Annotated in this window: 16 protein-coding genes; 9 read left to right on the top strand and 7 right to left on the bottom strand. The window is 44.4% G+C overall.

Features of this window, described 5'->3' with window-relative positions; genetic code table 11:
• Nucleotides 1–109 precede the first annotated feature (109 nt).
• From coaE to J8L84_RS16790, 6 genes are all read right to left on the bottom strand, one after another.
• Nucleotides 110–754, bottom strand: coding sequence for a dephospho-CoA kinase (gene coaE, locus J8L84_RS16765; RefSeq protein WP_211071690.1), 645 nt, complete (start codon nucleotides 752–754; stop codon nucleotides 110–112).
• Nucleotides 754–1,689, bottom strand: coding sequence for an A24 family peptidase (locus J8L84_RS16770; protein ID WP_211071691.1), 936 nt, complete (start codon nucleotides 1,687–1,689; stop codon nucleotides 754–756). The genes coaE and J8L84_RS16770 overlap by 1 nt, the downstream gene beginning before the upstream one ends.
• A gap of 109 nt (nucleotides 1,690–1,798) precedes the next feature.
• A complete protein-coding gene (locus J8L84_RS16775; RefSeq protein ID WP_211071692.1) occupies nucleotides 1,799–3,010 on the bottom strand; it encodes a type II secretion system F family protein in 1,212 nt (403 codons plus the stop codon).
• 90 nt (nucleotides 3,011–3,100) lie between these two features.
• Nucleotides 3,101–3,520 carry a prepilin-type N-terminal cleavage/methylation domain-containing protein gene (locus J8L84_RS16780; RefSeq protein ID WP_282100453.1) on the bottom strand — a complete coding sequence of 140 codons (420 nt, stop codon included), beginning with the start codon at nucleotides 3,518–3,520 and terminating at the stop codon, nucleotides 3,101–3,103.
• Nucleotides 3,521–3,882: 362 nt separating this feature from the next.
• Nucleotides 3,883–4,737 carry a carboxylating nicotinate-nucleotide diphosphorylase gene (gene nadC, locus J8L84_RS16785; protein WP_211071693.1) on the bottom strand — a complete coding sequence of 285 codons (855 nt, stop codon included), beginning with the start codon at nucleotides 4,735–4,737 and terminating at the stop codon, nucleotides 3,883–3,885.
• An 18-nt stretch (nucleotides 4,738–4,755) separates the two neighbouring features.
• Nucleotides 4,756–5,286, bottom strand: coding sequence for a TIGR02281 family clan AA aspartic protease (locus J8L84_RS16790; RefSeq protein ID WP_211071694.1), 531 nt, complete (start codon nucleotides 5,284–5,286; stop codon nucleotides 4,756–4,758).
• A 791-nt stretch (nucleotides 5,287–6,077) separates the two neighbouring features.
• Here J8L84_RS16790 and ampD point away from each other — a divergent pair.
• From ampD to J8L84_RS20495, 7 genes are all read left to right on the top strand, one after another.
• A complete protein-coding gene (ampD, locus tag J8L84_RS16795) occupies nucleotides 6,078–6,659 on the top strand; it encodes a 1,6-anhydro-N-acetylmuramyl-L-alanine amidase AmpD (RefSeq protein ID WP_211071695.1) in 582 nt (193 codons plus the stop codon).
• A gap of 62 nt (nucleotides 6,660–6,721) precedes the next feature.
• Nucleotides 6,722–7,591, top strand: coding sequence for a beta-lactamase regulator AmpE (ampE, locus tag J8L84_RS16800; protein WP_211071696.1), 870 nt, complete (start codon nucleotides 6,722–6,724; stop codon nucleotides 7,589–7,591).
• A 319-nt stretch (nucleotides 7,592–7,910) separates the two neighbouring features.
• Nucleotides 7,911–8,657, top strand: coding sequence for a GntR family transcriptional regulator (locus J8L84_RS16805; RefSeq protein WP_057789987.1), 747 nt, complete (start codon nucleotides 7,911–7,913; stop codon nucleotides 8,655–8,657).
• Nucleotides 8,658–8,859: 202 nt separating this feature from the next.
• Entirely contained in the window at nucleotides 8,860–11,535 is a 2,676-nt protein-coding gene (aceE, locus tag J8L84_RS16810) for a pyruvate dehydrogenase (acetyl-transferring), homodimeric type (RefSeq protein WP_129739857.1), read from the top strand.
• Nucleotides 11,536–11,561: 26 nt separating this feature from the next.
• On the top strand, nucleotides 11,562–13,595 hold the full coding sequence (gene aceF / locus J8L84_RS16815; RefSeq protein ID WP_211071697.1) for a dihydrolipoyllysine-residue acetyltransferase: 2,034 nt from the start codon (nucleotides 11,562–11,564) through the stop codon (nucleotides 13,593–13,595).
• Between the two features lie 128 nt (nucleotides 13,596–13,723).
• The gene (gene lpdA / locus J8L84_RS16820; RefSeq protein WP_057789993.1) at nucleotides 13,724–15,145 is read left to right on the top strand and encodes a dihydrolipoyl dehydrogenase; all 1,422 of its coding nucleotides are present in this window, start codon (nucleotides 13,724–13,726) and stop codon (nucleotides 15,143–15,145) included.
• A 135-nt stretch (nucleotides 15,146–15,280) separates the two neighbouring features.
• A complete protein-coding gene (locus J8L84_RS20495) occupies nucleotides 15,281–15,727 on the top strand; it encodes a hypothetical protein (RefSeq protein ID WP_247670838.1) in 447 nt (148 codons plus the stop codon).
• Nucleotides 15,728–15,806: 79 nt separating this feature from the next.
• Here the strand turns inward: J8L84_RS20495 and J8L84_RS16830 are convergent, their stop codons facing one another.
• Entirely contained in the window at nucleotides 15,807–16,916 is a 1,110-nt protein-coding gene (locus J8L84_RS16830; protein ID WP_211071698.1) for a LysR family transcriptional regulator, read from the bottom strand.
• A gap of 327 nt (nucleotides 16,917–17,243) precedes the next feature.
• Between J8L84_RS16830 and J8L84_RS16835 the strand changes: the two genes are divergently transcribed.
• Both J8L84_RS16835 and J8L84_RS16840 read left to right on the top strand, forming a co-directional pair.
• The gene (locus J8L84_RS16835) at nucleotides 17,244–18,485 is read left to right on the top strand and encodes an efflux RND transporter periplasmic adaptor subunit (RefSeq protein WP_211071699.1); all 1,242 of its coding nucleotides are present in this window, start codon (nucleotides 17,244–17,246) and stop codon (nucleotides 18,483–18,485) included.
• Nucleotides 18,485–21,607: a multidrug efflux RND transporter permease subunit gene (locus J8L84_RS16840; protein ID WP_211071700.1), complete on the top strand. Its 3,123-nt coding sequence runs from the start codon at nucleotides 18,485–18,487 to the stop codon at nucleotides 21,605–21,607. The genes J8L84_RS16835 and J8L84_RS16840 overlap by 1 nt, the downstream gene beginning before the upstream one ends.
• Nucleotides 21,608–21,773: the final 166 nt, after the last annotated feature.

Below are 21,773 nucleotides of genomic sequence, written 5' to 3' on the forward strand. Positions count from 1 at the left end.
GCCAAGCCTACTTTCATAATCAATTAAACTTTTGACGAGTTTTAAGGAAAAAAGTTGCAGTTAAACCGGATTTACGGAAAATTTTCGTTATTTGCACTGTATTTGCCAGTTACTGACCGGTGTACTTACTGTGTAGGGTGAGTACTTGCTCATTCAGAAAACCGAGGGTTTTACTATTATCGATGACATCATCTGCAGCAGCTAATCGTTCTTTTCGCGTCGCTTGAGATGCCATAATACTTTCAATAATTTGCTTGGTACTGCCATCGCGTTGCATGGCTCGTTCAAGCTGCATAGACTCGGGGCAATCTACCACAATTACGCGGTCGCATAATTCTGTGAGGTTGCCCTCAACCAATAAGGGAACCGATAATATACAATAATGGCTGGTCGCATCAGCTATTTGTTGCAGCATAGTTTTGCGAATAAGCGGATGTAATAATTGATTGAGCCATTGCTTTTCTTCGCTGCTATTAAAAACTCGTTCTCGTAAAGCAGCTCTGTTAAGGGTGCTATCTTCTAACAAAATAGCGTGCCCAAAGTGCTCGGTTATTTTAACTAGCCCCTCGCTTCCGGGAATAACAACATCTCGAGCCACTTCGTCGGCATCGATAATATCAATACCTAACGCTGCGAATTGACTTGTAGCGGCAGACTTCCCGCTACCTATTCCGCCAGTAAGGCCAACGACTATTTTATCATTTGTGTTCGAAGGCACTTTCTTTTCTGCTTCTGTTGTCTTACTTGCAGCCATTACTGTAGCGCCCATTTTATATAGTGGGTAATAATCGTGTCTTTATAAAACAGGGTTATCCAACCTGCAACGGCTAAGTATGGTCCGAAGGGGATAGCCAATGATTTCCCCTTGTTTTGGAATAGCATAATAGCAATACCGGCAATAGCCCCTACAATTGAAGACAGTAAAATGATAATCGGCAAGCCCTGCCAGCCAGTGAAGGCGCCAAGTGCTGCTAGTATTTTGAAGTCGCCATATCCCATGCCTTCCTTTCCGGTGACTATTTTAAACAACCAGAACACAGACCATAAACTCAAATATCCGGCGGCGGCACCAATAATGGCGTCAACTGGCCCAACAAAAATGGATTGGGTGCTAAGTAGTAAACCAATCCAAAGCAAGGGGAGGGTAAGTTGGTCTGGAAGCAGCATTTTATCTAAATCAATAAAAATTAGGGCGATAAGGATATAAGTAAATATCACCGCCCATATTGCTTGCGGCGTTGGGCCAAAATAATAGGCGGCGAACGTACAGGTTAGTGCCGTGAATAACTCTACTAACGGATAGCGAATTGAAATAGGGGTTTTACAGTTTGAACATTTTCCGCGAAGGAATAGATAGCTAATGATAGGAATATTTTCCCATGCCCGAATTTTGTGACCGCAACTCGGGCAGGTGCTATCTGGCTTAGCCAAATTAAACGTTTCAGGGGAAGATTGTGCACTAGCTTCTAGAGCCGCGTTTTTCTTGCTACCGGTTGTATGGCTATCTGTTACATCGCTATCAGTTTCACTAAAGTAACTGGCGTATTCCTGCTTCCAACTGTTTTCCATCATAATGGGCAAGCGATGAATAACCACATTTAAAAAGCTTCCTACCATTAAGCTCACCACAAAAACAAATAGGTAGAATAACCACGGGTATAATTGGCTGGTAAGCAATATCGCTTCCATAAAATAGCGTTCTCTTTTTTATTTTAGTTAATAATGCAAAAAAGGCCTGCGCTGGGCAAGCCTAATCATGTGTAGAGCACAAACAAAACAAGTGCCAGCTGGCAAAAAGTTATACCACATTACCCATTTCAAATATGGGAAGGTACATGGCAATAATAAGGCCGCCAATCACCACGCCGAGCACTGCCATGATCATTGGCTCTAATAAGCTGGTTAAGCCATCGACCATATCATCCACTTCAGCTTCATATATTGTTGCTATTTTACTGAGCATTTCCTCAACCGAGCCAGATTCTTCACCAATGGCGACCATTTGCGTCACCATATCAGGAAATACATTGGTAGCGCGCATGGAGATATACATTGGCATACCGCCAGCCACTTCTTTTCTAATATATAAGATAGCGTCTCTAAATACCGCATTACCTGACGCGCCCGCTGCCGATTCAAGTGCGCCAATTAAAGGTACACCGGCAGCAAAAGTAGTTGCGAGGGTACGAGTAAATCGCGCAATACTGGCTTTTTTGAGAATGTTTCCGATAACAGGAATTTTAAGTATGCCTTTATCAACTTTGTCGCGAAAGCTTTGGCTTTTCTTATGAGCACGCATAAATAAGTAACCAGCGAAGAAAGTGCCTGCGCCTATGAAAATACCGTAGTTTTGAACAAAATTTGAAATTGCGAGTACGAATAGCGTAAATGCAGGAAGCTCGGCACCGAAGCCGCTGAAGATTTCTTCAAATTGAGGCACAACGAAAACCAGTAAGATAGTGGTTACAATAAATGCGACCACCACTACAGCAATGGGATAAAACATCGCTTTTTTAATTTTTGATTTAAGTGCTTCAGATTTCTCTTTATAGGTGGCTATTCTATCGTAAATGGTTTCAAGTGCACCAGATTGCTCTCCAGTAAATACTAAGTCGCAATATAGGTCATCGAAATATTCAGGATGTTTACGGAGTGAATTTGAAAGAGGGTTACCAGAGCGTACTTCATTGGCAATTTCGTTAAGTAGTTTTCGCATTGATGCTTTAGCATGACCTTGCGCTACCATATCTAATGATTGAATAAGTGTTACACCAGCAGAGAGCATAGTGGCTATTTGGCGAGAAAAAACAGATATATCTGCAGCAGTGATTTTTTTCTCTCTAGCACCAAACAATGGTTTAGCGAACTTTTTAACTCGATTGGCTGATATGCCTTGGCGTCGCAATAGGTTTTTCGCTTCAGACAGGGATGTGGCTGAAATTTCACCCTTAAGCTTATTCCCTTTTCGATCTTTACCTTGCCATATAAAAGTAGTTGCTACTTTAGCCATGAGAGCCCCTGCGTATAGTTTGCCTAAAACGTGTGCATCTAGTAACAAAAAAGCCCAGTCGAAACTGGGCTAAGTACTAAAAAAGTTTGCTTAGCAAAGGGTGCCAGGGTTACATGTCGCTGCCCAAGTTACCTTTCCTGAACCGAAAGTAGGAGTTAGTGTATAGGTTGAATTCTTAATATCTGAATCAGTAGCTGCTGTTGCTACAATAACACCTGCTGTGGTCTTAAGACCGATAACTCCACTACCAGCAGTTACATCTGCCGGAATACCGTTCGAGCCTGAAGTGCCTCCAGTACAGGCTGTTAAAGCTCCAGTAGTTTGAGCGCAAATCTCAACAGCAGTTTTTGCTGCGGCAGTAGCATTCGTTACTTCAGTAAATTTAGCTTTCTGGGTATAACCCTGATAAGCAGGTAAAGCGATTGCCGCCAAAATACCGATAATGGCAACAACGATCATTAGTTCGATTAGGGTGAAACCCTTTTGGTTTTTATTATTCATGTTCATCATGGTTTTCTCCGGGACGTGTATAGCACGTTAAGTTTAAATGTAATTCAAATTGACGTTTATACCCGAGTCGTCCTTAAACGCCCCTGGTACTTGAATCTAAGTATATAAATTAATTGGTCAGTGACAAGTATGCAGAAAAATACCTATGTCTGACTTTTTCAGTATGACACGTTCAATTAGTGCTTTGCAGCCCTATGTTGTTGAACTTTGGTATGAATTTACAACTTTCGTACGTATAGATAACTATACTACGTAGAACGAAACCGATGAAACGTACCTACAAAGTAGTAAAGCGACTTTATACCTAAGCACGTTATTTGAACTGTTACATGTGAACTTAACGCAAGATATTCGCAACCTTTTTACGCTAAGTTCACTCTTAGTGATAAATCAATTGCTTGCACGTTCTTGGTTAATGCACCAGATGAAATATAGTCTACACCCAGTGTTGCTAGCGACGATAACCGTTCATCGGTAATGTTACCTGACACTTCCAGTTTACATTGCCCTTGGGTTAGCGCTACTGCCTTTTGGATCTGTTCGTTGCTAAAGTTATCCAACATAACGATGTCAGCCCCTGCAAGAAGTGCTTGTTGTAATTCATCTAAGCTTTCTACTTCTACTTCAACAGGCTTACTAGGTTTCATTTCTTTGGCGCGGCTTATTGCTTTCTCTATAGAGCCGCAGGAAAAAATGTGGTTTTCTTTAATTAAGAACGCATCAAACAAACCGATACGATGATTTTGCCCGCCGCCACAATTCACCGCGTACTTCTGTGCCATGCGAAGACCAGGGAGGGTTTTGCGCGTATCAAGAATTTTAGTGTTGCTTCCTGCAAGCAATTTAGCGTAGCTTGCCGTCACTGTCGCCGTAGCAGAAAGGGTTTGCAGAAAGTTAAGTGCTACACGCTCGGCAGTCAGAATGGCGCGAGCCGAGCCTGTTAAGGTAAGCAGAGTAGTATCGGCCTCTACGGTGTCGCCGTCTTTCACTTGCCATACTAATTCTAGGCTCTCATCAATTAACGCAAACGCTTGCTCAACCCAAGCTACGCCGCAAATAACACAATGCTCACGGGTAATAATAGTGGCCGTCGCGTTTTCGCTTTCATCTATTAAATTCGCAGTAATGTCGTTATGCGCGTTAAGCTCGCCACCTAAATCTTCAATAAGTGCGAGAGAAACTTGTTCGCGGATGGCGTTAATGTCGGGTGAAATCATGATGGCTGCTGTTTAGAATTAAAGGGTACGCAATATTAACCAATCTCCGCGCTGAGTAAACTCTAATTGCCGTAAAACACTCATTCCAAGCAAGATATGTTCACTTTGCATACCGGGGTTTAAGTTTGCGCTAACATTGTTTAATACAATGTCGCCAATTCGAAGGGTATCGATACGTGATTCAGCAACGGTAACGGTTCCATTCGCCGTATTGGCTAAGCCTTTACGACCAGCTTGTAGTTGCAGCCTCTGGGCTAAATGAGCAGGAATAGACACATCGGTAGCACCGGTATCAACCAAAAATACCACTTCCTCGCCATTTATATAACCAGAAGTAACATAGTGACCAGCCCGATTCTGCTTCAAACGCACTTCTGTTTGAGACCCAATACGCTGTGACTGGGGCTCGCTATTCGGGTTAACTTGCTTATCGAGCAAGCCAGAAAAAACATAGACCAGTAGGCCAAACCCACAAATCCACGCCAGCACCACCATATACTTACCAGCAGAACTCTCGCCCACAGAATCATCTTCACTCATATAAAACATCTCACTTCTTTTTATCGTTCTCTTTATACCGCCTTTCTACGTACATATAAATGTATCGGCCTAACTAATAGAGTTCGTAACCATTTATTCCTTGTGCAGCAGGGAGCTGCATTTCTTTCTATTCTCAAAATTATTAGCGATCTAATAAGTGTAAGGTGAGAGTGAAGATAAAGCCGTCTGCAGACGAGCCTCCATGGATGGATTCACGGCGTGCTGTGTCTCAAACTCACCTTTCACTAAAAATGTTGATATGAGTTCCAATCAAGTAGCCGTTCGTCAAAGTAGTAAGACAACATCCATTTAAAACCTTGTGCAGCAGGGAACTGCACTTCTTTCTGTTTTCTAAAAATACTAGCAATCTATAGTAAGTGTAAGGTGAGTCTGGGGGTAAAGCCGTCTGCAGCATGGATGCTGCAGCCGAGCCTCCATGGACGGATTCACGGCGTGCTTTACCCCTAAACTCACCTTTCACTCAAAATGTTGATATGAGTTCCAATCAAATAATCATTTGTCAAAGCAGTCAGCCAGCATCCATTTAAAACCTTGTGCAGCAGGGAACTGCATTTCTTTCTATTCTCAAAATTATTAGCGATCTAATAAGTGTAAGGTGAGAGTGAAGATAAAGCCGTCTGCAGCATGGATGCTGCAGCCGAGCCTCCATGGATGGATTCACGGCGTGCTTTACCTTCACTCTCACCATGCACAGATACGCAGTGCGTTAAGCTTGTGCCTGTGGGCGGCTGGTGTCACACTGTTATTAATGAAAACAACGTAACGAATTTTCAAATTATATGGTGTTATACGAGCCCGCGACGCTAATTGATTGCCCCCATTATGATGAACGGCCCGACGAAAACGATGTGAGCGTGTTGGTTATTCACAATATTTCGTTGCCTCCCTCACAGTTCGGTACATCAGGCATTCGTGAATTGTTTACCGGTACGTTAGACCCTGATGAACACCCGTTTTATAAAGAAATAGCAGGTATTAGGGTGTCTGCGCATTGCGTTATTTACCGCACCGGTGAGATAGAGCAGTTCGTGCCCTTTAATAAGCGGGCGTGGCATGCAGGGTTATCAACGTTTCAAGGCCGCTCTCGTTGTAACGACTTTACCATTGGTATCGAGTTAGAAGGCACTGATACTTTGCCTTACACAGATGCCCAATATGAACAACTTTCGAGATTGAGTAAGTTTATATTGCAACAATACCCGCAAATTTCGTTAGGGCGTATAGTAGGCCATAATGATATTGCGCCAGGGCGAAAAACCGATCCGGGTGTTGCGTTCGATTGGGCACGCTACAGACAGTTACTCGATTTAAATAGCATCTTAAGAGACACCCCAAGAAACATCATAAACAAAAAAAGATAAATAGGGCGCTTAACCGCTAGTCCATTACCCCATAATTCAGCATTTCTACGGTAGGGAATAACATGATACTAATGAGTTTACTGCTGGTATTAAGTCTTGAAAGGCTTATTACTAAAACACCGGTATGGCACATCGAGCGTTATGCAGTTGCCTATCAAAATTGGCTTTACGAGCGAAAATGGCTAGAAGAAGACACGTCATCTGTAGCCTTCTATTTATATATGTTACTGCCAGCGCTAATAATAGGGTTAATTGAGCATTGGCTGTTCGGTGCTTTTCTTACCTTTATAGAACAAAGTGTGATTTTGTTTCTATGTATAGGCTGCCCTGTATTGCGCGCCACTTACAAATGCTTTTTGAATGCCGCAGACCGTGGCGATTTACAGGCTTGCAGCATGTACACCGACCAACTAGGGCATTGCGGTAGCGAGCGTGATAGCGACGGTACGGCCATAGCTGAAGGGAAAAGCTTCGGGCAACACCTTACTTGGCTGAACTACCAACATTATGCAGCGGTTATGTTGTGGTTTATTGCATTTGGCGCACCGGGCGCTGTGTTCTACTGTTTCAGTAGAAGCGCCACAGAGCGTTTTTGTGCATCTCAGCATCCGTTGTCTATGGCGGCAGGCAAGTTAATGTATGCGCTTGATTTTATTCCGGTACGTATTACCGCTTTTGGCATGCTGATGATGGGGCACTTTTCCCGCGCGCTGCCTGAATGGTTAAAGGACGGCTTATCATTGAATATTTCGGCGTATGACTTACTTACTCGAGTGTCGTCGAAAGCGGAGATGTTAACGCCCGAAGAGTCTAAAGCTCAATCGGAAAATGCTGCGGTAGAGCCTAAAGTGTTGGTCAAGTTAGCAAAACGTAATGTTATTTTTCTGCTCGTAATTACCTCTGCGCTTACCGTTATAGGCACCCTAGCTTAACTATTCCCATTAACAAACGTATTACCATTCTATCCTGGTCTATAAATTTTTCATTTATAGATCAGGCATTTCACGTCTCACAGGCTGGTTGCTTCACCTCATCAGACCAGTGCGTCTTTGCTAAATTTTTGCAACAAATTCAACAATAAAGCTTAACAACAAGCAACTCCTTACAAGTTTGCTATGCTTGAGAGTATTTACCTCGGTTTCAATCTATCTTAAACTGTATAGGTAAAATGGTATTACCAATTGTGACTGTAGACCTTACTTGTTTACAAAATAGTCGCATACTTAAGTAAACGAAGGAATATAGTCACGCATGCGTCAGCAGCGAAAAAAACTTGCCGATGTTATCACCGAGCAGCTTGAATCCATGATTTTGGATGGGAGCTTATTGGCAGGTCAGAAATTGCCACCAGAGCGTGAACTTGCGATTCAATTTGAGGTATCGCGACCTTCGTTACGAGAAGCCATTGGTAATCTCCAGGCCCGTGGATTAGTTGAGCGCAAGCAAGGGGGCGGCACGTTTGTAAACCGCAACCTCAACTCAGCTATGAAAGACCCGTTGATGGCGCTGGTAAGTAAACGGCCTGAAACTCAGTTTGATTTACTTGAGTTTCGCCATGCCCTAGAAGGTATGGCGGCGTATTATGCAGCGCTTCGTGGGCAACCTGAAGATTATGAAGCACTGAAAAATGCGCTTAATGAACTGCCCACGCCAGCCCCCGAAGAGAGCAAGCGGGAACAAGCTGAAGCGCTAGGTAAGTTCTACATCATTATGGCAAGAGCATCCCATAACATGGTGCTTTTACATGTAATGAGCACCATGCAGAGTATGCTGGTGGAAAACATTGAACGTAACTTTGACATGTTAGCGACTCACCCCGATGCAGTGGCCGATATTGCTCGTCAAAGACGAGAAATCGTTGAGGCTATCGCGGCACGGGATCCAGAAGCGGCACGTCAGGCGTGTAATACGCACCTTGCGTTCATTGAAAAGACACTATTAACCATTAATCAACGTGACACCCGTGTACAACGTGCGTTACGACGATTAGAAATTTAACATGCCTTCTTGTTTACCCAGTTTTATGAGGCGTGATTATATAAGCAGAGGCTTAAAGCGAATTTTAGCTACTGCGATAGGCAAAAAGCACAGGTGAGCCATTAAGGGTCACAGCGAGTACAACGTAATTTGGTCATTCTTCTTTCGATAATTAGGTCGAAGGAAGAATTCTCTATATATAAAGCAAAAATAGGATGGCACCATGACTGATATGATGCACCAAGATGTGGATCCTCAAGAAACTAAAGAGTGGATTGACGCTCTTGAATCTGTTTTGGAAGAGGAAGGTGTAGAACGCGCCCATTATCTACTCGAGAAACTTATTGATAAGGCTCGTCGTAGCGGAGCGCACTTACCGTACGACGCCACCACAGCGTACATCAATACAATTCCTTCAGCGCAAGAGCCAAAAATGCCTGGCGACCTAACGATTGAAGCGCGTATTCGTGCTGCTATTCGTTGGAATGCATTGATGATTGTATTACGTGCTTCTAAGAAAGACTTAGAGCTAGGTGGTCACATTGGTAGTTTTGCGTCATCTGCCATGCTATACGATGTTGGTTTTAACCACTTCTTTAAAGCGCCTACAGAAAATGCTGGCGGCGACTTTATTTTTGCTCAAGGCCATATTTCACCCGGTATTTATGCACGTTCTTTCATTGAGGGTAACCTTTCTGAAGAACAGCTAAACAACTTCCGTCAAGAATGTGCTGGTGAAGGCTTATCATCATACCCACACCCTCACTTGATGAAAGATTACTGGCAGTTCCCAACAGTATCGATGGGCTTAGGTCCACTTCAAGCCATCTATACTGCACGTTTCCTTAAGTACCTTACTAATCGTGGTATTAAAGACTGTTCTGAACAGCGCGTATACTGCTACATGGGTGACGGTGAGTGTGATGAGCCAGAATCATTAGGTGCTATCGGTCTTGCTTCACGCGAAGGCCTAGATAACCTAACTTTCGTTATCAACTGTAACCTACAGCGCCTAGATGGCCCGGTACGTGGTAACGGCAAAATTATCCAAGAACTTGAAGGCACATTCCGCGGCGCAGGCTGGGAAGTGGTTAAAGTTATTTGGGGCAGTTACTGGGATGAGCTTCTTGCCCGTGATAAATCAGGCAAACTTATCCAGTTAATGGGCGAAACCGTAGACGGTGAGTACCAGAACTGTAAAGCGAAGGGTGGTAAATACACGCGCGAAAACTTCTTCAACAAGTACCCAGAAACGGCTGCACTTGTAGCGAACATGTCTGATGATGACATCTGGCGCTTGAACCGTGGTGGACACGATCCAGTTAAAGTCTTTGCTGCTTACCAAAAAGCGAAAGAGACCAAAGGTCGTCCAACGGTTATTCTTGCTAAAACCGTTAAAGGCTTTGGTTTAGGTGCTTCTGGTGAAGCCTTGAACATTGCGCATAACGTGAAGAAGATGGACGTTGATTCACTTAAAGTATTCCGCGATCGTTTCAACATTCCAATTGCTGATGAGAAGATTGAAGAGCTACCTTACTTCAAGTTCCCTGAAGACAGTGAAGAAATGAAGTACTTGCGCGAGCGTCGTGAGTCTTTAGGCGGCTACTTGCCTTCTCGTAGAGAACAAGCCGAAGAGCAACTTGAAGTACCTGAACTAAAAGCATTCGATGCAATCTTAAAAGGTTCTGGCGATCGTTCAGTATCGTCTACTATGACCTTTGTTCGTGTACTTAATGCGTTGTTGAAAGACAAGAAAATTGGTAAGCGTATTGTGCCAATTATTCCTGATGAAGCACGTACATTCGGTATGGAAGGGCTTTTCCGCCAAGTGGGCATTTATGCTAACGAAGGCCAAAAGTACGTTCCACAAGATGCAGATCAAGTGGCTTACTATCGTGAAGATAAGAAAGGCCAGGTACTGCAGGAAGGGATTAACGAATTAGGTGCAATGGCATCGTGGGTAGCGGCGGGTACATCTTACTCAACCTGCAACGCCACGACTATTCCGTTCTACATCTACTACTCAATGTTTGGTTTCCAACGTGTTGGCGATTTAGCATGGGCAGCAGGCGATAGCCAAGCAAGAGGCTTCTTGTTAGGTGCTACTGCAGGTAGAACAACATTGAACGGTGAAGGTCTACAGCACCAAGATGGTCATTCACATGTTCAAGCGAACCTGATTCCGAACTGTGTAACTTACGATCCAACTTACGGATACGAAGTGGCTGTTATCGTACAAGACGGTTTACGCCGCATGTATGGCAACAACGAAAACGTATTCTATTACCTAACATTGATGAACGAGAACTACCAACACCCAGCTATGCCTGAAGGTGATGACGTAGCAGATCAAATCATTAAAGGTATTTATAAGCTTGAACGAGTTGAAAACAAGAAGACCAAGACCAATGTACAGTTAATGGGCTCGGGAACTATCTTGAATGAAGTACGTAAAGCGGCACAAATTCTTTGTGACGATTACAACGTTTCTTCAGACGTTTACTCGGTAACCTCGTTCAACGAATTGGCTCGTGAAGGTCAAGAAGTGGCGCGCTGGAACATGTTGAACCCAGAAGCCGATCAGAAAACCGCTTATGTTGGTCAGGTAATCACGAAAGATGCAGGTCCTGCTATTTCTGCGACCGACTACGTGAAGAACTACTCTGATCAGGTTCGTGCATTTATCGATACTGATTACCGCTGCCTAGGTACTGATGGCTTTGGTAGAAGTGATAGCCGTGAAAACTTGCGTACTCACTTTGAAGTTAATGCTGCATACATTGTAGTGGCTTCATTGTACGAATTGGCGCAACGCGGTGAGTTCGATAAGAAAGATGTTGCCGAAGCGATTAAACGTTTTGATATTAACGTTGAAAAATTAAACCCACTTTACGCGTAGCCTCAGGCAGATAAGGTATTTTACATATGTCAGATATTCAAAAGATTATCGTACCCGATGTAGGCGGTGACGAAGTTGAAGTTATCGAGCTATGTGTTGCCGTAGGCGACACCATTGATGCAGATGAAGGCGTTGTTACCGTAGAAAGTGACAAAGCCTCTATGGATATTCCTGCACCATTTGAAGGTGAGATTGTTAGCTTGTCTGTTGCTGTTGGCGACAAGATTAAAGAAGGCGATGTTATCGGCGAAATGAAAAAAGCAGGTGGCGAAGAAGCCTCTTCAGAAGAGAAAGAAGAGCCAGCTCAAGAAGCGCCTGCTAAAGAAGAGTCAAAAGAAGCACCAAAAGAAGAAAGCAAATCAGAAGCGGCACCAGCATCATCAGGTGGCGGTGAAGTGATAGAAGTTGCGGTTCCTGATATTGGTGACGATGGCGAAGTAGACGTTATTGATGTATTAGTTTCTGTAGGCGATACCATCGAGAAAGAAGATGGGCTTATTACGCTAGAAACCGATAAAGCGACGATGGATGTGCCTTCTACTCACGCAGGTACGGTGAAAGAAGTGTTTATCAGTACTGGCGATAAAGTGAAAGAAGGTACGCTAGTTATTAAACTAGAAACCGCCGGAAGTGCTGAAGCAGCTAGCAGCGATTCACCTGCGCAATCAAGTTCAGAAAATGCGGCACCTGCGGCCGACTCTTCTTCTGATGAAGCAGCTTCAGAGCAATCTTCAGAGGCAGCAGCTGGCGGCGTAGTAGAAGTTGAAGTACCTGATATCGGTGAAGATGGCGAAGTAGACGTTATCGACGTATTAGTTTCTGTGGGCGACACCATCGAGAAAGAAGATGGTCTTATTACCCTTGAAACTGATAAAGCGACAATGGATGTTCCCTCTACCCACGCAGGTACAGTAAAAGAAGTATTCATTAAAGCCGGTGACAAAGTTAAGCAAGGTACGCTAGTTATTAAGCTAGAAACTGCCGGAAGTGGCGGTTCAGCAAGTAGCGAAGCACCTGCGCCGAAGAAAGCGGAATCGGCGCCTGAGAAGCCAAAAGCAGCTGAAAAACCAGCCGCTCAGAATAAGTCACCTGTACCAGCACAAGAAGCGCCAGCGCCTAAAGGCAATGGCAAAGCACATGCTTCACCTTCTGTGCGCCGCGTAGCGAGAGAGTTTGGTGTAGACCTTACCCTTGTTAATGGCTCAGGTCCTAAGAATCGTATTCTTAAAGAAGACGTTCAGGCTTACGTGAAAGCTGAGCTTGCTAAGCCTAAAGGTAATGCAAGCAGTGCAGCTGCCCCAGCAGGCGATAACGTACTTCAAATTGTGCCGGTTAAACCTGTCGATCACAGCAAGTTTGGTGAAGTTGAAGAAGTTAAGCTGTCGCGTATTCAGAAGATTTCTGGTCCATTCTTACACCGTAACTGGGCGACTATCCCTCATGTAACACAGTTTGATGAGGCTGATATCACCGACGTAGAAGCGTTCCGTAAAGAACAAAATGCGTACCATGCGAAAATTAAGTCTGGCTTGAAAATTACGCCACTTGTATTCGTTATGAAAGCGGTAGCTAAAGCGCTAGAGAAATACGAAATATTCAACTCTTCGCTTTCTGATGATGGTGAAAGCTTGATCATCAAGAAATTCATCAACATTGGTATTGCGGTTGAAACGCCTGGTGGTTTAGTGGTTCCTGTTATCAAAGATGTAAACAAGAAAGGGATTGAGCAGTTGTCTCAAGAGCTGATCGAAACATCTAAGAAAGCGCGTGACGGAAAACTGAAGTCTTCAGACATGCAAGGTGGTACGTTCACTATTTCTAGCTTAGGCGGAATTGGTGGTACAGCGTTTACGCCAATTGTTAACGCCCCTGAGGTTGCTATCTTAGGTGTGTCTAAATCTGATATGAAACCGAAGTGGAATGGTAGCGAGTTTGAACCTCGTCTTATGGTTCCATTAAGCTTGTCATACGACCATCGCGTTATTGATGGTGCGGTAGGTGCAAGGTTCTCCACAGAAGTGGCGGCAAACTTGACTGACTTGCGCAGAATTATACTTTAAATCAAAATACGAGAATGTTTGTTATATCATTAACATTCTCGGTGATTTTATAAGCCCTTGGGGCAGTATTTAGGTTATGCTATTACGCACAAGGTGATAGCTAACAAAAAATAGGATTGAGGTTCACAATGAGCGAAATTAAAACGCAATTAGTGGTACTGGGCGGCGGCCCTGGCGGTTACTCTGCAGCATTCCGTGCTGCCGATTTAGGCATCGAGACCGTTATTGTTGATTCACGTGAAGTGCTAGGCGGCGTATGCCTTAACGTTGGTTGTATTCCTTCAAAAGCATTGCTTCACGTAGCGAAAGTAATGAAAGAAGCGAAGCACTTGGCTAGCCATGGTGTGACTTTTGGTGAGCCAAAAATTGACCTAGACAAAATTCGTGAATACAAAGACAGCGTTGTTAAACAGCTAACAAACGGTCTTGGCGGCATGTCTAAAATGCGTAAAACCAAGCACGTTAAAGGTTACGGTAAATTTACCGGTGCTAATACCCTTGAAGTAAAAAATGGTGACGACGTTACTACTATTACTTTTGAAAAAGCGATTATTGCAGCAGGTTCTGAGCCAGTAAGCTTGCCGTTTATTCCAGAAGACGATCGTATCATCGATTCTACTGGCGCTTTGGAAATGAAAGATATTCCAGAGAAAATGCTAGTACTTGGTGGCGGTATCATTGGCCTAGAAATGGGTACAGTGTACGAAGCACTAGGTTCAAAAATTGACGTTGTTGAATTTTTAGATCAGCTCATTCCAGCTGCTGATAAAGACATCATGAAAGTCTTTATGAAAGACTATAAAGAAAAATTCAACATCATGCTTGAAACCAAAGTAACTGCGGTTGAAGCAAAAGAAGACGGCTTGTATGTAACGTTTGAAGGTAAAAATGCACCTTCAGAGCAAGTACGCTACGACAAAGTGTTAGTTGCTGTTGGACGTCGTCCAAACGGTAAAATGGTTGGCGCAGACACTGCTGGTGTTAACGTTGACGACCGTGGCTTTATTAACGTTGATAAGCAAATGCGTACTAACGTTGAACATATCTTCGCTATCGGTGACTTAGTCGGCCAACCTATGCTTGCGCATAAAGCGGTTCACGAAGGTCATGTTGCTGCTGAAGTTATTGCCGGACAGAAACATTACTTCGACCCACGTGGTATTCCTTCAGTAGCGTACACTGAGCCGGAAGTTGCCTGGGTTGGTGTTACCGAGAAAGAAGCGAAAGAGCAAGGTTTAAGCTACGAAACAGCCGTATTCCCATGGGCTGCTTCAGGTCGCGCTATTGCCTCTGATGCAACTAACGGTATGACTAAAATGATTTTCGAAAAAGACACCGGTCGTGTACTTGGTGGCGCAATGGTAGGTACTAACGCTGGCGAAATGCTTGGCGAAATTGGTCTTGCTGTTGAAATGGGCGCAGACGCTGAAGATGTTGCATTAACTATTCACGCTCACCCAACGCTAAACGAGTCAATCGGCTTAGCGTCTGAAATCTTCGAAGGTAGTATTACCGATTTGCCTAACGCTAAGGCAAAGAAAAAGAAGTAAGTTAGCTTAGTAGTTAACGCAAAAACCCGCCAAATGGCGGGTTTTTTTATTTTTAGCGAAGCTAACTTGGCGTAATGCAAATGTAGCACCTATTATTAGGGCAGGTAATTAGCAGTTAGTTTTAAACGAGACAAAATGGTCCCGAGCAACATTCATACTATTGGAAAACACACCTCTCATGCAGAAACCAAACACGCTGAATATGATATTGAGCTCATAGGTAGTGTGCTACGAGTAGACGGACGAGGCGTGGTTAATGAAGAGATTTTAAAGCAATATCACAACGACGTAAAAGATATTGTTATTAGCCTTAAAGGGCAAAAATGGGGCTTTCTTGGCTTTGTTCTTGGCACGGGTATTTTAACCCCAGCAGCAGAAACTATCCTGATAGACTCAATTAAACTTCGCAAAATATACGGTATGTCAGCCTGCGCTTTAGTGGTTAACAACGCTGACATTCCAGCGCTGGTGCAAAGTCAGTTTGAACGTGTGTATTTGGCAGCAGATATCGACTATTTCTTTTGTGTTGATGAAAAAGATGGATTAGCGTGGCTTGCCAGTAAAGGGTGTAAGTACAAGTAACGCTAAGAGGGTAAAGCCGCCTATCACAGGGGTAATAGCGGCTTATCGCAAAGAGACACCAATAACGCTTATCAAAACACTATGCGGTTACTTTTCCTTTCGCATCATTCACGGCTTTATCTAAGTTCAGAATATCTGCTGTTTCGGCAACCTCTAATGCTTCATCATGCTTTATATGTGATGGTGTAAAGTCGCCGCTGTCCATATTATTACGCTGCGCCAAAAAACGCTTAACTGTCTCAGCGCAGTATGCTTTTCGACAACACTGAGATAGCAGCATTTCATGGCGTTCTACACGCTCTCGAATAAACTTCACGACGAGTTTGCGTAACCACTGTAATCCTGCGTCTAAGTCTTGGCGTTTGTGCCACATTACAGACATTGGCAAGCTTTTAATTTCAACGGGTGTTTCAAATACCGCAAGCTCACCAGAGAAAATTTCCTTCTCAACGACCAGTGATGGCGCAACACAAATCAAGTTACTTTCTTTTAGCAGCGGCGTGGCGTTGTAGAACTGATTGACCGACATGGCAATACGGCGTTTTAACCCCATGTTAGCTAATACCTGATCGGTAGGGCCGGTAACATCGCCTGTTACCGACACCAATAGGTGATCTGCGGCAATAAAGTCTTCAAGAGTAAGCTGTGCTTTAGCTAGCGGATGGTCGGGGCGCATCACCACTACCCAACTAGGATCTAACACGTGCTCGGTACGTATCACAGCATCTGGTTGATGATATTTAGAAAAGGTCAGCTCAGCTTCTGCGTCTTTTAAAACCTTATCAGTGCCTAAATCGTAACTGGGAATAGCATGAATATTAATGCCAGGCGCTTCATTTTCAATTACCTTGCGAAGCGGCCCCCACACCATGGCAACAATGCTATCGGTGGCTGATATACGAAAGGTACGCTTGGCCGTAGCAGGGTCAAATTCCGCCGGGCTGACGGCAACTTCAAGTTGCCCTAATGGGCCTTGAATTTGGCTCCATAAGTTGGTGGCAAACGAGGTAGGTTGGATACCACGGCCATCCTTTACGAATAACTCGTCTTTCCATGCGGTACGCATGCGAGAAAGAGCGTTCGATACAGCTGGTTGGGTCATCGACAATCTATCAGCAGCTCGGGTAATCGCGCCCTCTGTCATGATGGCATCAAATATCATCAATAAATTTAAATCATGTGGACGCATTAGTCTCTCCGGTTATTCGTAAATTAGTTCGTCGCCTGAGCCCCAGGTTCCAGGCCAAGGTGAGGAAATACGCCTTAAACACGCGGCGAACCCATCGCTTTTTATCACGTGATTTTATCGCTACACGGCGCGTTTAAGTATTGTCACTACCTTTATTTGCTTCATGTCGTGCTGCCAAATTTCATGTAACACCTTGAGCAAAATAGCCTAAATTTCATACTTCTCAATATATATCATTTTATGATGTGTTGCATACGAAAATATAATTATTTTTATTGTATTGCCATGTGCATAATGCACGCCTTCACATTTTTAGAGACTCTTGCAATGACGACTTTAACTCGATTTTTGGCAATTCTAAGCCTAACAGCGCTTGTCGCCGCATGTGGTAGCGACGATACGGATCCTGGCCAGCAAATGCATGCGAATGCAGGCATTCCTGTAGATGTTGCGCCAGTGGTCTCGCAGCGTTTAACTGAATGGGACAGCTTTACTGGCCGTTTAGAAGCGCCGCAAACCGTATCGCTTCGCCCACGTGTTTCAGGCTACATTGAATTTGTAGCGTTTGAGGAAGGCGAATATGTAGAGCAGGGCGACACGCTGTTCCTTATTGATAACCGTGCTTTTAAAGCAGAAGTTGAGCGTTTAACCGCGCAACTTGAAGAAGCAAAAAGCCGTTACGACTTATCTGTGCAAAGCTACGACAGAGTCGTAAAGCTTCGTAAAACCCAAGCGGTTTCGCAAGAAGTGCTAGATGAGCGATTAGCGGGTAAGAATCAAGCTTTTGCTAGCATTAACCAAACAAAAGCGGCGTTAGACGTTGCCCGCTTGAACCGCGGTTTTGCTCGTGTTGAAGCGCCTATTTCTGGCCGTGTTTCTCGCGCAAACATCACTGAAGGTAACTATGTAACGGCAGGGCAGTCAGAGCTGACTAGCATCGTGTCTACTCATCAGCTTTACGCTTACTTCGATATTGATGAGCAAACGTACCTAAATTACGTAAGCAGTGATGATAAAGCCGACTCAGCGGTTAACGACCAAGCCGTGGCTATGCGTCTTGCCAATGAGCAAGATTACGGCCATTGGGGACAAATCGACTTCGTAGATAACCAAGTTAACGGCAATACTGGCACCCTGCGTGTTCGCGCAGTTTTCAACAATGAAAATGGTCGTTTAATGCCGGGTTTATTTACTCACTTGAAACTAGCTGGAGATACCAACGAACAAGGTATCTTAATTAAAGACAAAGCGATTGGCACCGACCTAAACAACAAATTTGTGTTGGTGGTAAACAGCGAAAACAAAGTGGAATACCGCGCCGTTACCTTGGGTGACAAAGTAGGCAGTATGCGCATTATTAAAAGTGGCTTAGTGGCTGGCGACACCATTGTAGTAGATGGTCTTCAGCGCGTACGTCCAGGTGCTGTTGTTGCGCCGAACCAAGTTGATATGGGTGATAAAGAAGCACTAGCAAGCCTGCAAAACTGGCAGTCTCGTGTAGATAACGTAACAAATTTGGCTAACCTAGACGCTCTTACAAATAGCGTAGCTGGTACTGGAATTAATTAATGAATTTCTCGCAATTTTTCATTCGCCGCCCTATTTTTGCAGGTGTTCTAAGCCTGCTCATTTTCATTGGTGGCGCCATCGCTGTTTGGCAGCTTCCTATAACAGAATACCCAGAAGTGGTGCCGCCTACGGTAGTGGTAACGGCTAACTATCCTGGTGCTAACCCCAAAGTTATTGCCGAAACCGTGGCTACGCCATTAGAGCAAGAGATTAATGGCGTGGAAGACATGATTTATATGTCATCTCAAGCTACGTCAGATGGCCGTATGACCCTGACTATTACGTTCGCTATTGGTACCGATCCTGATGATGCTACTACGCTGGTTCAAAACCGTGTTAACCGCGCCACACCGCGATTGCCACAGGAAGTACAGCGCTTAGGAATTGTAACCGAGAAGTCATCGCCTAACTTGACCATGGTAGTGCATTTAACTTCACCTGATAAACGTTACGACATGCTTTATTTGTCGAACTATGCCGACCAGTTTGTAAAAGATGAGCTCGCGCGTGTTGAAGGGGTAGGGCAAGTTCGTTTGTTCGGTGCTGGTGAATACAGCATGCGTGTATGGCTAGATCCAAACAAGTTAGCTTCACTGCAAATGAACCCTGGCGATGTGGTTACGGCTATTTCTGAGCAAAACCAACAAGCAGCGGCCGGTAGCCTTGGTGCACAGCCTACGGGTACCAGTGAGTTTCAATTGCTGATTAACGTGCGTGGTCGCCTTGAAGATGAAAGTGAATTTGAAAACATCATCGTTAAAACGGGCGATGATGGCCAAATTACCCGTTTAAAAGACGTAGCCCGAATTGAGTTAGGTGCCGATTATTACACCTTGCGTTCATTGCTAAATAACAATCCGGCAGCTGCATTACCTATATTTCAGGCTCCCGGCTCTAACGCTATTCAAATCTCTGACGACGTGCGTGCTCGCATGGCAGAGCTTGAAAAGATGTTTCCAGAAGGGTTGGAATACGACATTGTTTACGATCCTACCGTATTCGTACGTGGTTCAATTGAAGCGGTGGTTAATACGTTATTCGAAGCTGTGCTATTGGTTGTATTAGTAGTAGTTCTGTTTTTACAAACCTGGCGCGCGTCTATTATTCCTTTAGTGGCTGTGCCTATTTCATTGGTAGGTACCTTTGCGTTTATGCAAATGATGGGCTTCTCGTTAAATGCACTATCGTTGTTTGGCTTGGTACTGGCTATCGGTATTGTGGTTGATGACGCCATTGTGGTGGTGGAAAACGTAGAGCGAAATATTGCCGACGGTAAAGCGCCATTCGATGCTACCGTTCAAGCCATGAAAGAAGTCACTGGCCCTATTATTGCCACGACCTTGGTATTGGCTGCGGTATTCATCCCTACTGCCTTTATGAGCGGTTTAACCGGTCAGTTTTATAAGCAGTTTGCGTTAACCATTACTATTTCTACCTTTATCTCGGCGATTAACTCATTAACGTTAAGCCCGGCATTATCGGCCTTGTTATTGAAGCCTCATGGGCAATCGAAAGATTGGCTAAGCCGAAGTATGGATAAAGTATTTGGCCGCTTTGTATTTACGCCATTTAATAAAATGTTCGATCGCGGTGCGAAAAAATACACTGGTGCTGTAGGCGGGCTTATTCGCAAAAGCGGTGTGGTAGTGGTGCTTTATGCTGGTTTATTAGGGTTAACCTACTTCCAGTTTGCGAACACACCAACCGGTTATGTACCGCCTCAAGATAAGCAGTACCTTATTGCATTTGCACAGCTTCCTAATGCGTCGTCGTTAGATAGAACCGAGGAAGTTGTACGTGAAATGTCGCGTATTGCAATGGAACACCCAGGTGTATCTGATGCAGTGGCATTTCCAGGGTTGAACATAAACGGCTTCACCAACAGCCCAAGTTCGGGTGTGTTGTTTACGCCGCTTAAACCGTTCAATGAGCGTCAAAGCCCAGAGTTATCAGCCGGTGCTATTGCTATGCAATTGAACCAGCAATTTGGCTCTATTAAAGGTGCTTATGTGGCTATCTTCCCGCCACCACCGGTAATGGGTCTTGGCACCATCGGTGGTTTCAGGCTACAAGTGCAAGACAGAGGAAACTTAGGTTTTGCTGAACTTGAAAAAGTAACCCAAGAAGTGATTGGCAAAGCGTGGGCGCACCCTGCTTTAACCGGTAACTTCACTAGCTTTACGGTTAACGTACCTCAGTTAAATGTGGATGTAGATCGCGAGAAAGCCGTTAGCCAAGGGGTAAACATAGGCACCCTGTTTGACACCATGCAGGCGTATTTGGGCTCGGTGTATGTGAACGACTTCAACTTGTTCGGTAGAACCTATCAAGTAAATGTTCAGGCCGATGCTCAGTACCGTCAAGATGTTGAAAACATCACCCAGTTTAAAGTGCGAAACGATAAAGGCGATATGATCCCGCTAGGTTCATTCCTAAATATTGAGCACAGCGCAGGGCCAGACCGAGTGATGCATTACAACGGCTATGTCACCGCTGAAGTTAATGGCTCTCCGGCGCCGGGCTACAGTTCTGATCAAGCCAAAGCAGCAATAGAGCAAATTCTTGATGAAACCCTGCCATTAGGTATGACCTACGAATGGACCGAGCTAACTTATCAGCAAATATTGGCAGGCAACGCCTCGGCCTTTATCTTCCCGCTGGTGGTTCTGTTAGTGTTCTTAGTCTTGGCAGCGCAGTATGAAAGTTTACGCTTACCACTGGCCATTATATTGATCGTACCCATGACCTTGCTGAGCGCATTAATTGGTGTGGTGATATATGGCGGTGACAACAACATATTTACCCAAATTGGCTTAATTGTGTTGGTGGGGCTAGCCACTAAAAACGCCATTCTTATTGTGGAATTTGCCAAAGAGCTACAAGACAACGGCATGGATGCGCTATCCGCCATTAAAGAGGCCAGTAAGTTGCGTCTTCGCCCAATCCTAATGACGTCTATAGCCTTCATTATGGGTGTGTTGCCTATGGTGCTTTCCACAGGCGCGGGTGCAGAAATGCGCCAAGCCATGGGGGTTGCAGTATTCTCAGGCATGATTGGCGTAACCGTGTTTGGCTTAATTCTTACTCCTGTATTTTACTATTTGTTGAAACGTAACGGTTAACTCTCCCGTTTACCCAAGCGTTGCCTCCTCCTCGTACTTTGGAGGCACTTTAGGCCACTTATTTAAGTGGCCTTTTTTTATGGTAGGCGCTGGGGGAGAAGGGCGCAGTGGCGCAAACCTATTGCGCTCTGCTTTTTGGTAGCAGACTATTGATAGCAAAATGCAT

It is taken from the genome of Alteromonas sp. MMG017 (genome assembly GCF_018100795.1).
Classification (GTDB): domain Bacteria; phylum Pseudomonadota; class Gammaproteobacteria; order Enterobacterales; family Alteromonadaceae; genus Alteromonas.

Coding starts and splice junctions, on each gene's coding strand:
- coaE (WP_211071690.1), bottom strand. CDS start 754: ATGGCTGCAAGTAAGACAACAGAAGCAGAAAAGAAAGTGCCTTCGAAC.
- J8L84_RS16770 (WP_211071691.1), bottom strand. CDS start 1,689: ATGGAAGCGATATTGCTTACCAGCCAATTATACCCGTGGTTATTCTAC.
- J8L84_RS16775 (WP_211071692.1), bottom strand. CDS start 3,010: ATGGCTAAAGTAGCAACTACTTTTATATGGCAAGGTAAAGATCGAAAA.
- J8L84_RS16780 (WP_282100453.1), bottom strand. CDS start 3,520: ATGATGAACATGAATAATAAAAACCAAAAGGGTTTCACCCTAATCGAA.
- nadC (WP_211071693.1), bottom strand. CDS start 4,737: ATGATTTCACCCGACATTAACGCCATCCGCGAACAAGTTTCTCTCGCA.
- J8L84_RS16790 (WP_211071694.1), bottom strand. CDS start 5,286: ATGTTTTATATGAGTGAAGATGATTCTGTGGGCGAGAGTTCTGCTGGT.
- ampD (WP_211071695.1), top strand. CDS start 6,078: ATGGTGTTATACGAGCCCGCGACGCTAATTGATTGCCCCCATTATGAT.
- ampE (WP_211071696.1), top strand. CDS start 6,722: ATGATACTAATGAGTTTACTGCTGGTATTAAGTCTTGAAAGGCTTATT.
- J8L84_RS16805 (WP_057789987.1), top strand. CDS start 7,911: ATGCGTCAGCAGCGAAAAAAACTTGCCGATGTTATCACCGAGCAGCTT.
- aceE (WP_129739857.1), top strand. CDS start 8,860: ATGACTGATATGATGCACCAAGATGTGGATCCTCAAGAAACTAAAGAG.
- aceF (WP_211071697.1), top strand. CDS start 11,562: ATGTCAGATATTCAAAAGATTATCGTACCCGATGTAGGCGGTGACGAA.
- lpdA (WP_057789993.1), top strand. CDS start 13,724: ATGAGCGAAATTAAAACGCAATTAGTGGTACTGGGCGGCGGCCCTGGC.
- J8L84_RS20495 (WP_247670838.1), top strand. CDS start 15,281: ATGGTCCCGAGCAACATTCATACTATTGGAAAACACACCTCTCATGCA.
- J8L84_RS16830 (WP_211071698.1), bottom strand. CDS start 16,916: ATGCGTCCACATGATTTAAATTTATTGATGATATTTGATGCCATCATG.
- J8L84_RS16835 (WP_211071699.1), top strand. CDS start 17,244: ATGACGACTTTAACTCGATTTTTGGCAATTCTAAGCCTAACAGCGCTT.
- J8L84_RS16840 (WP_211071700.1), top strand. CDS start 18,485: ATGAATTTCTCGCAATTTTTCATTCGCCGCCCTATTTTTGCAGGTGTT.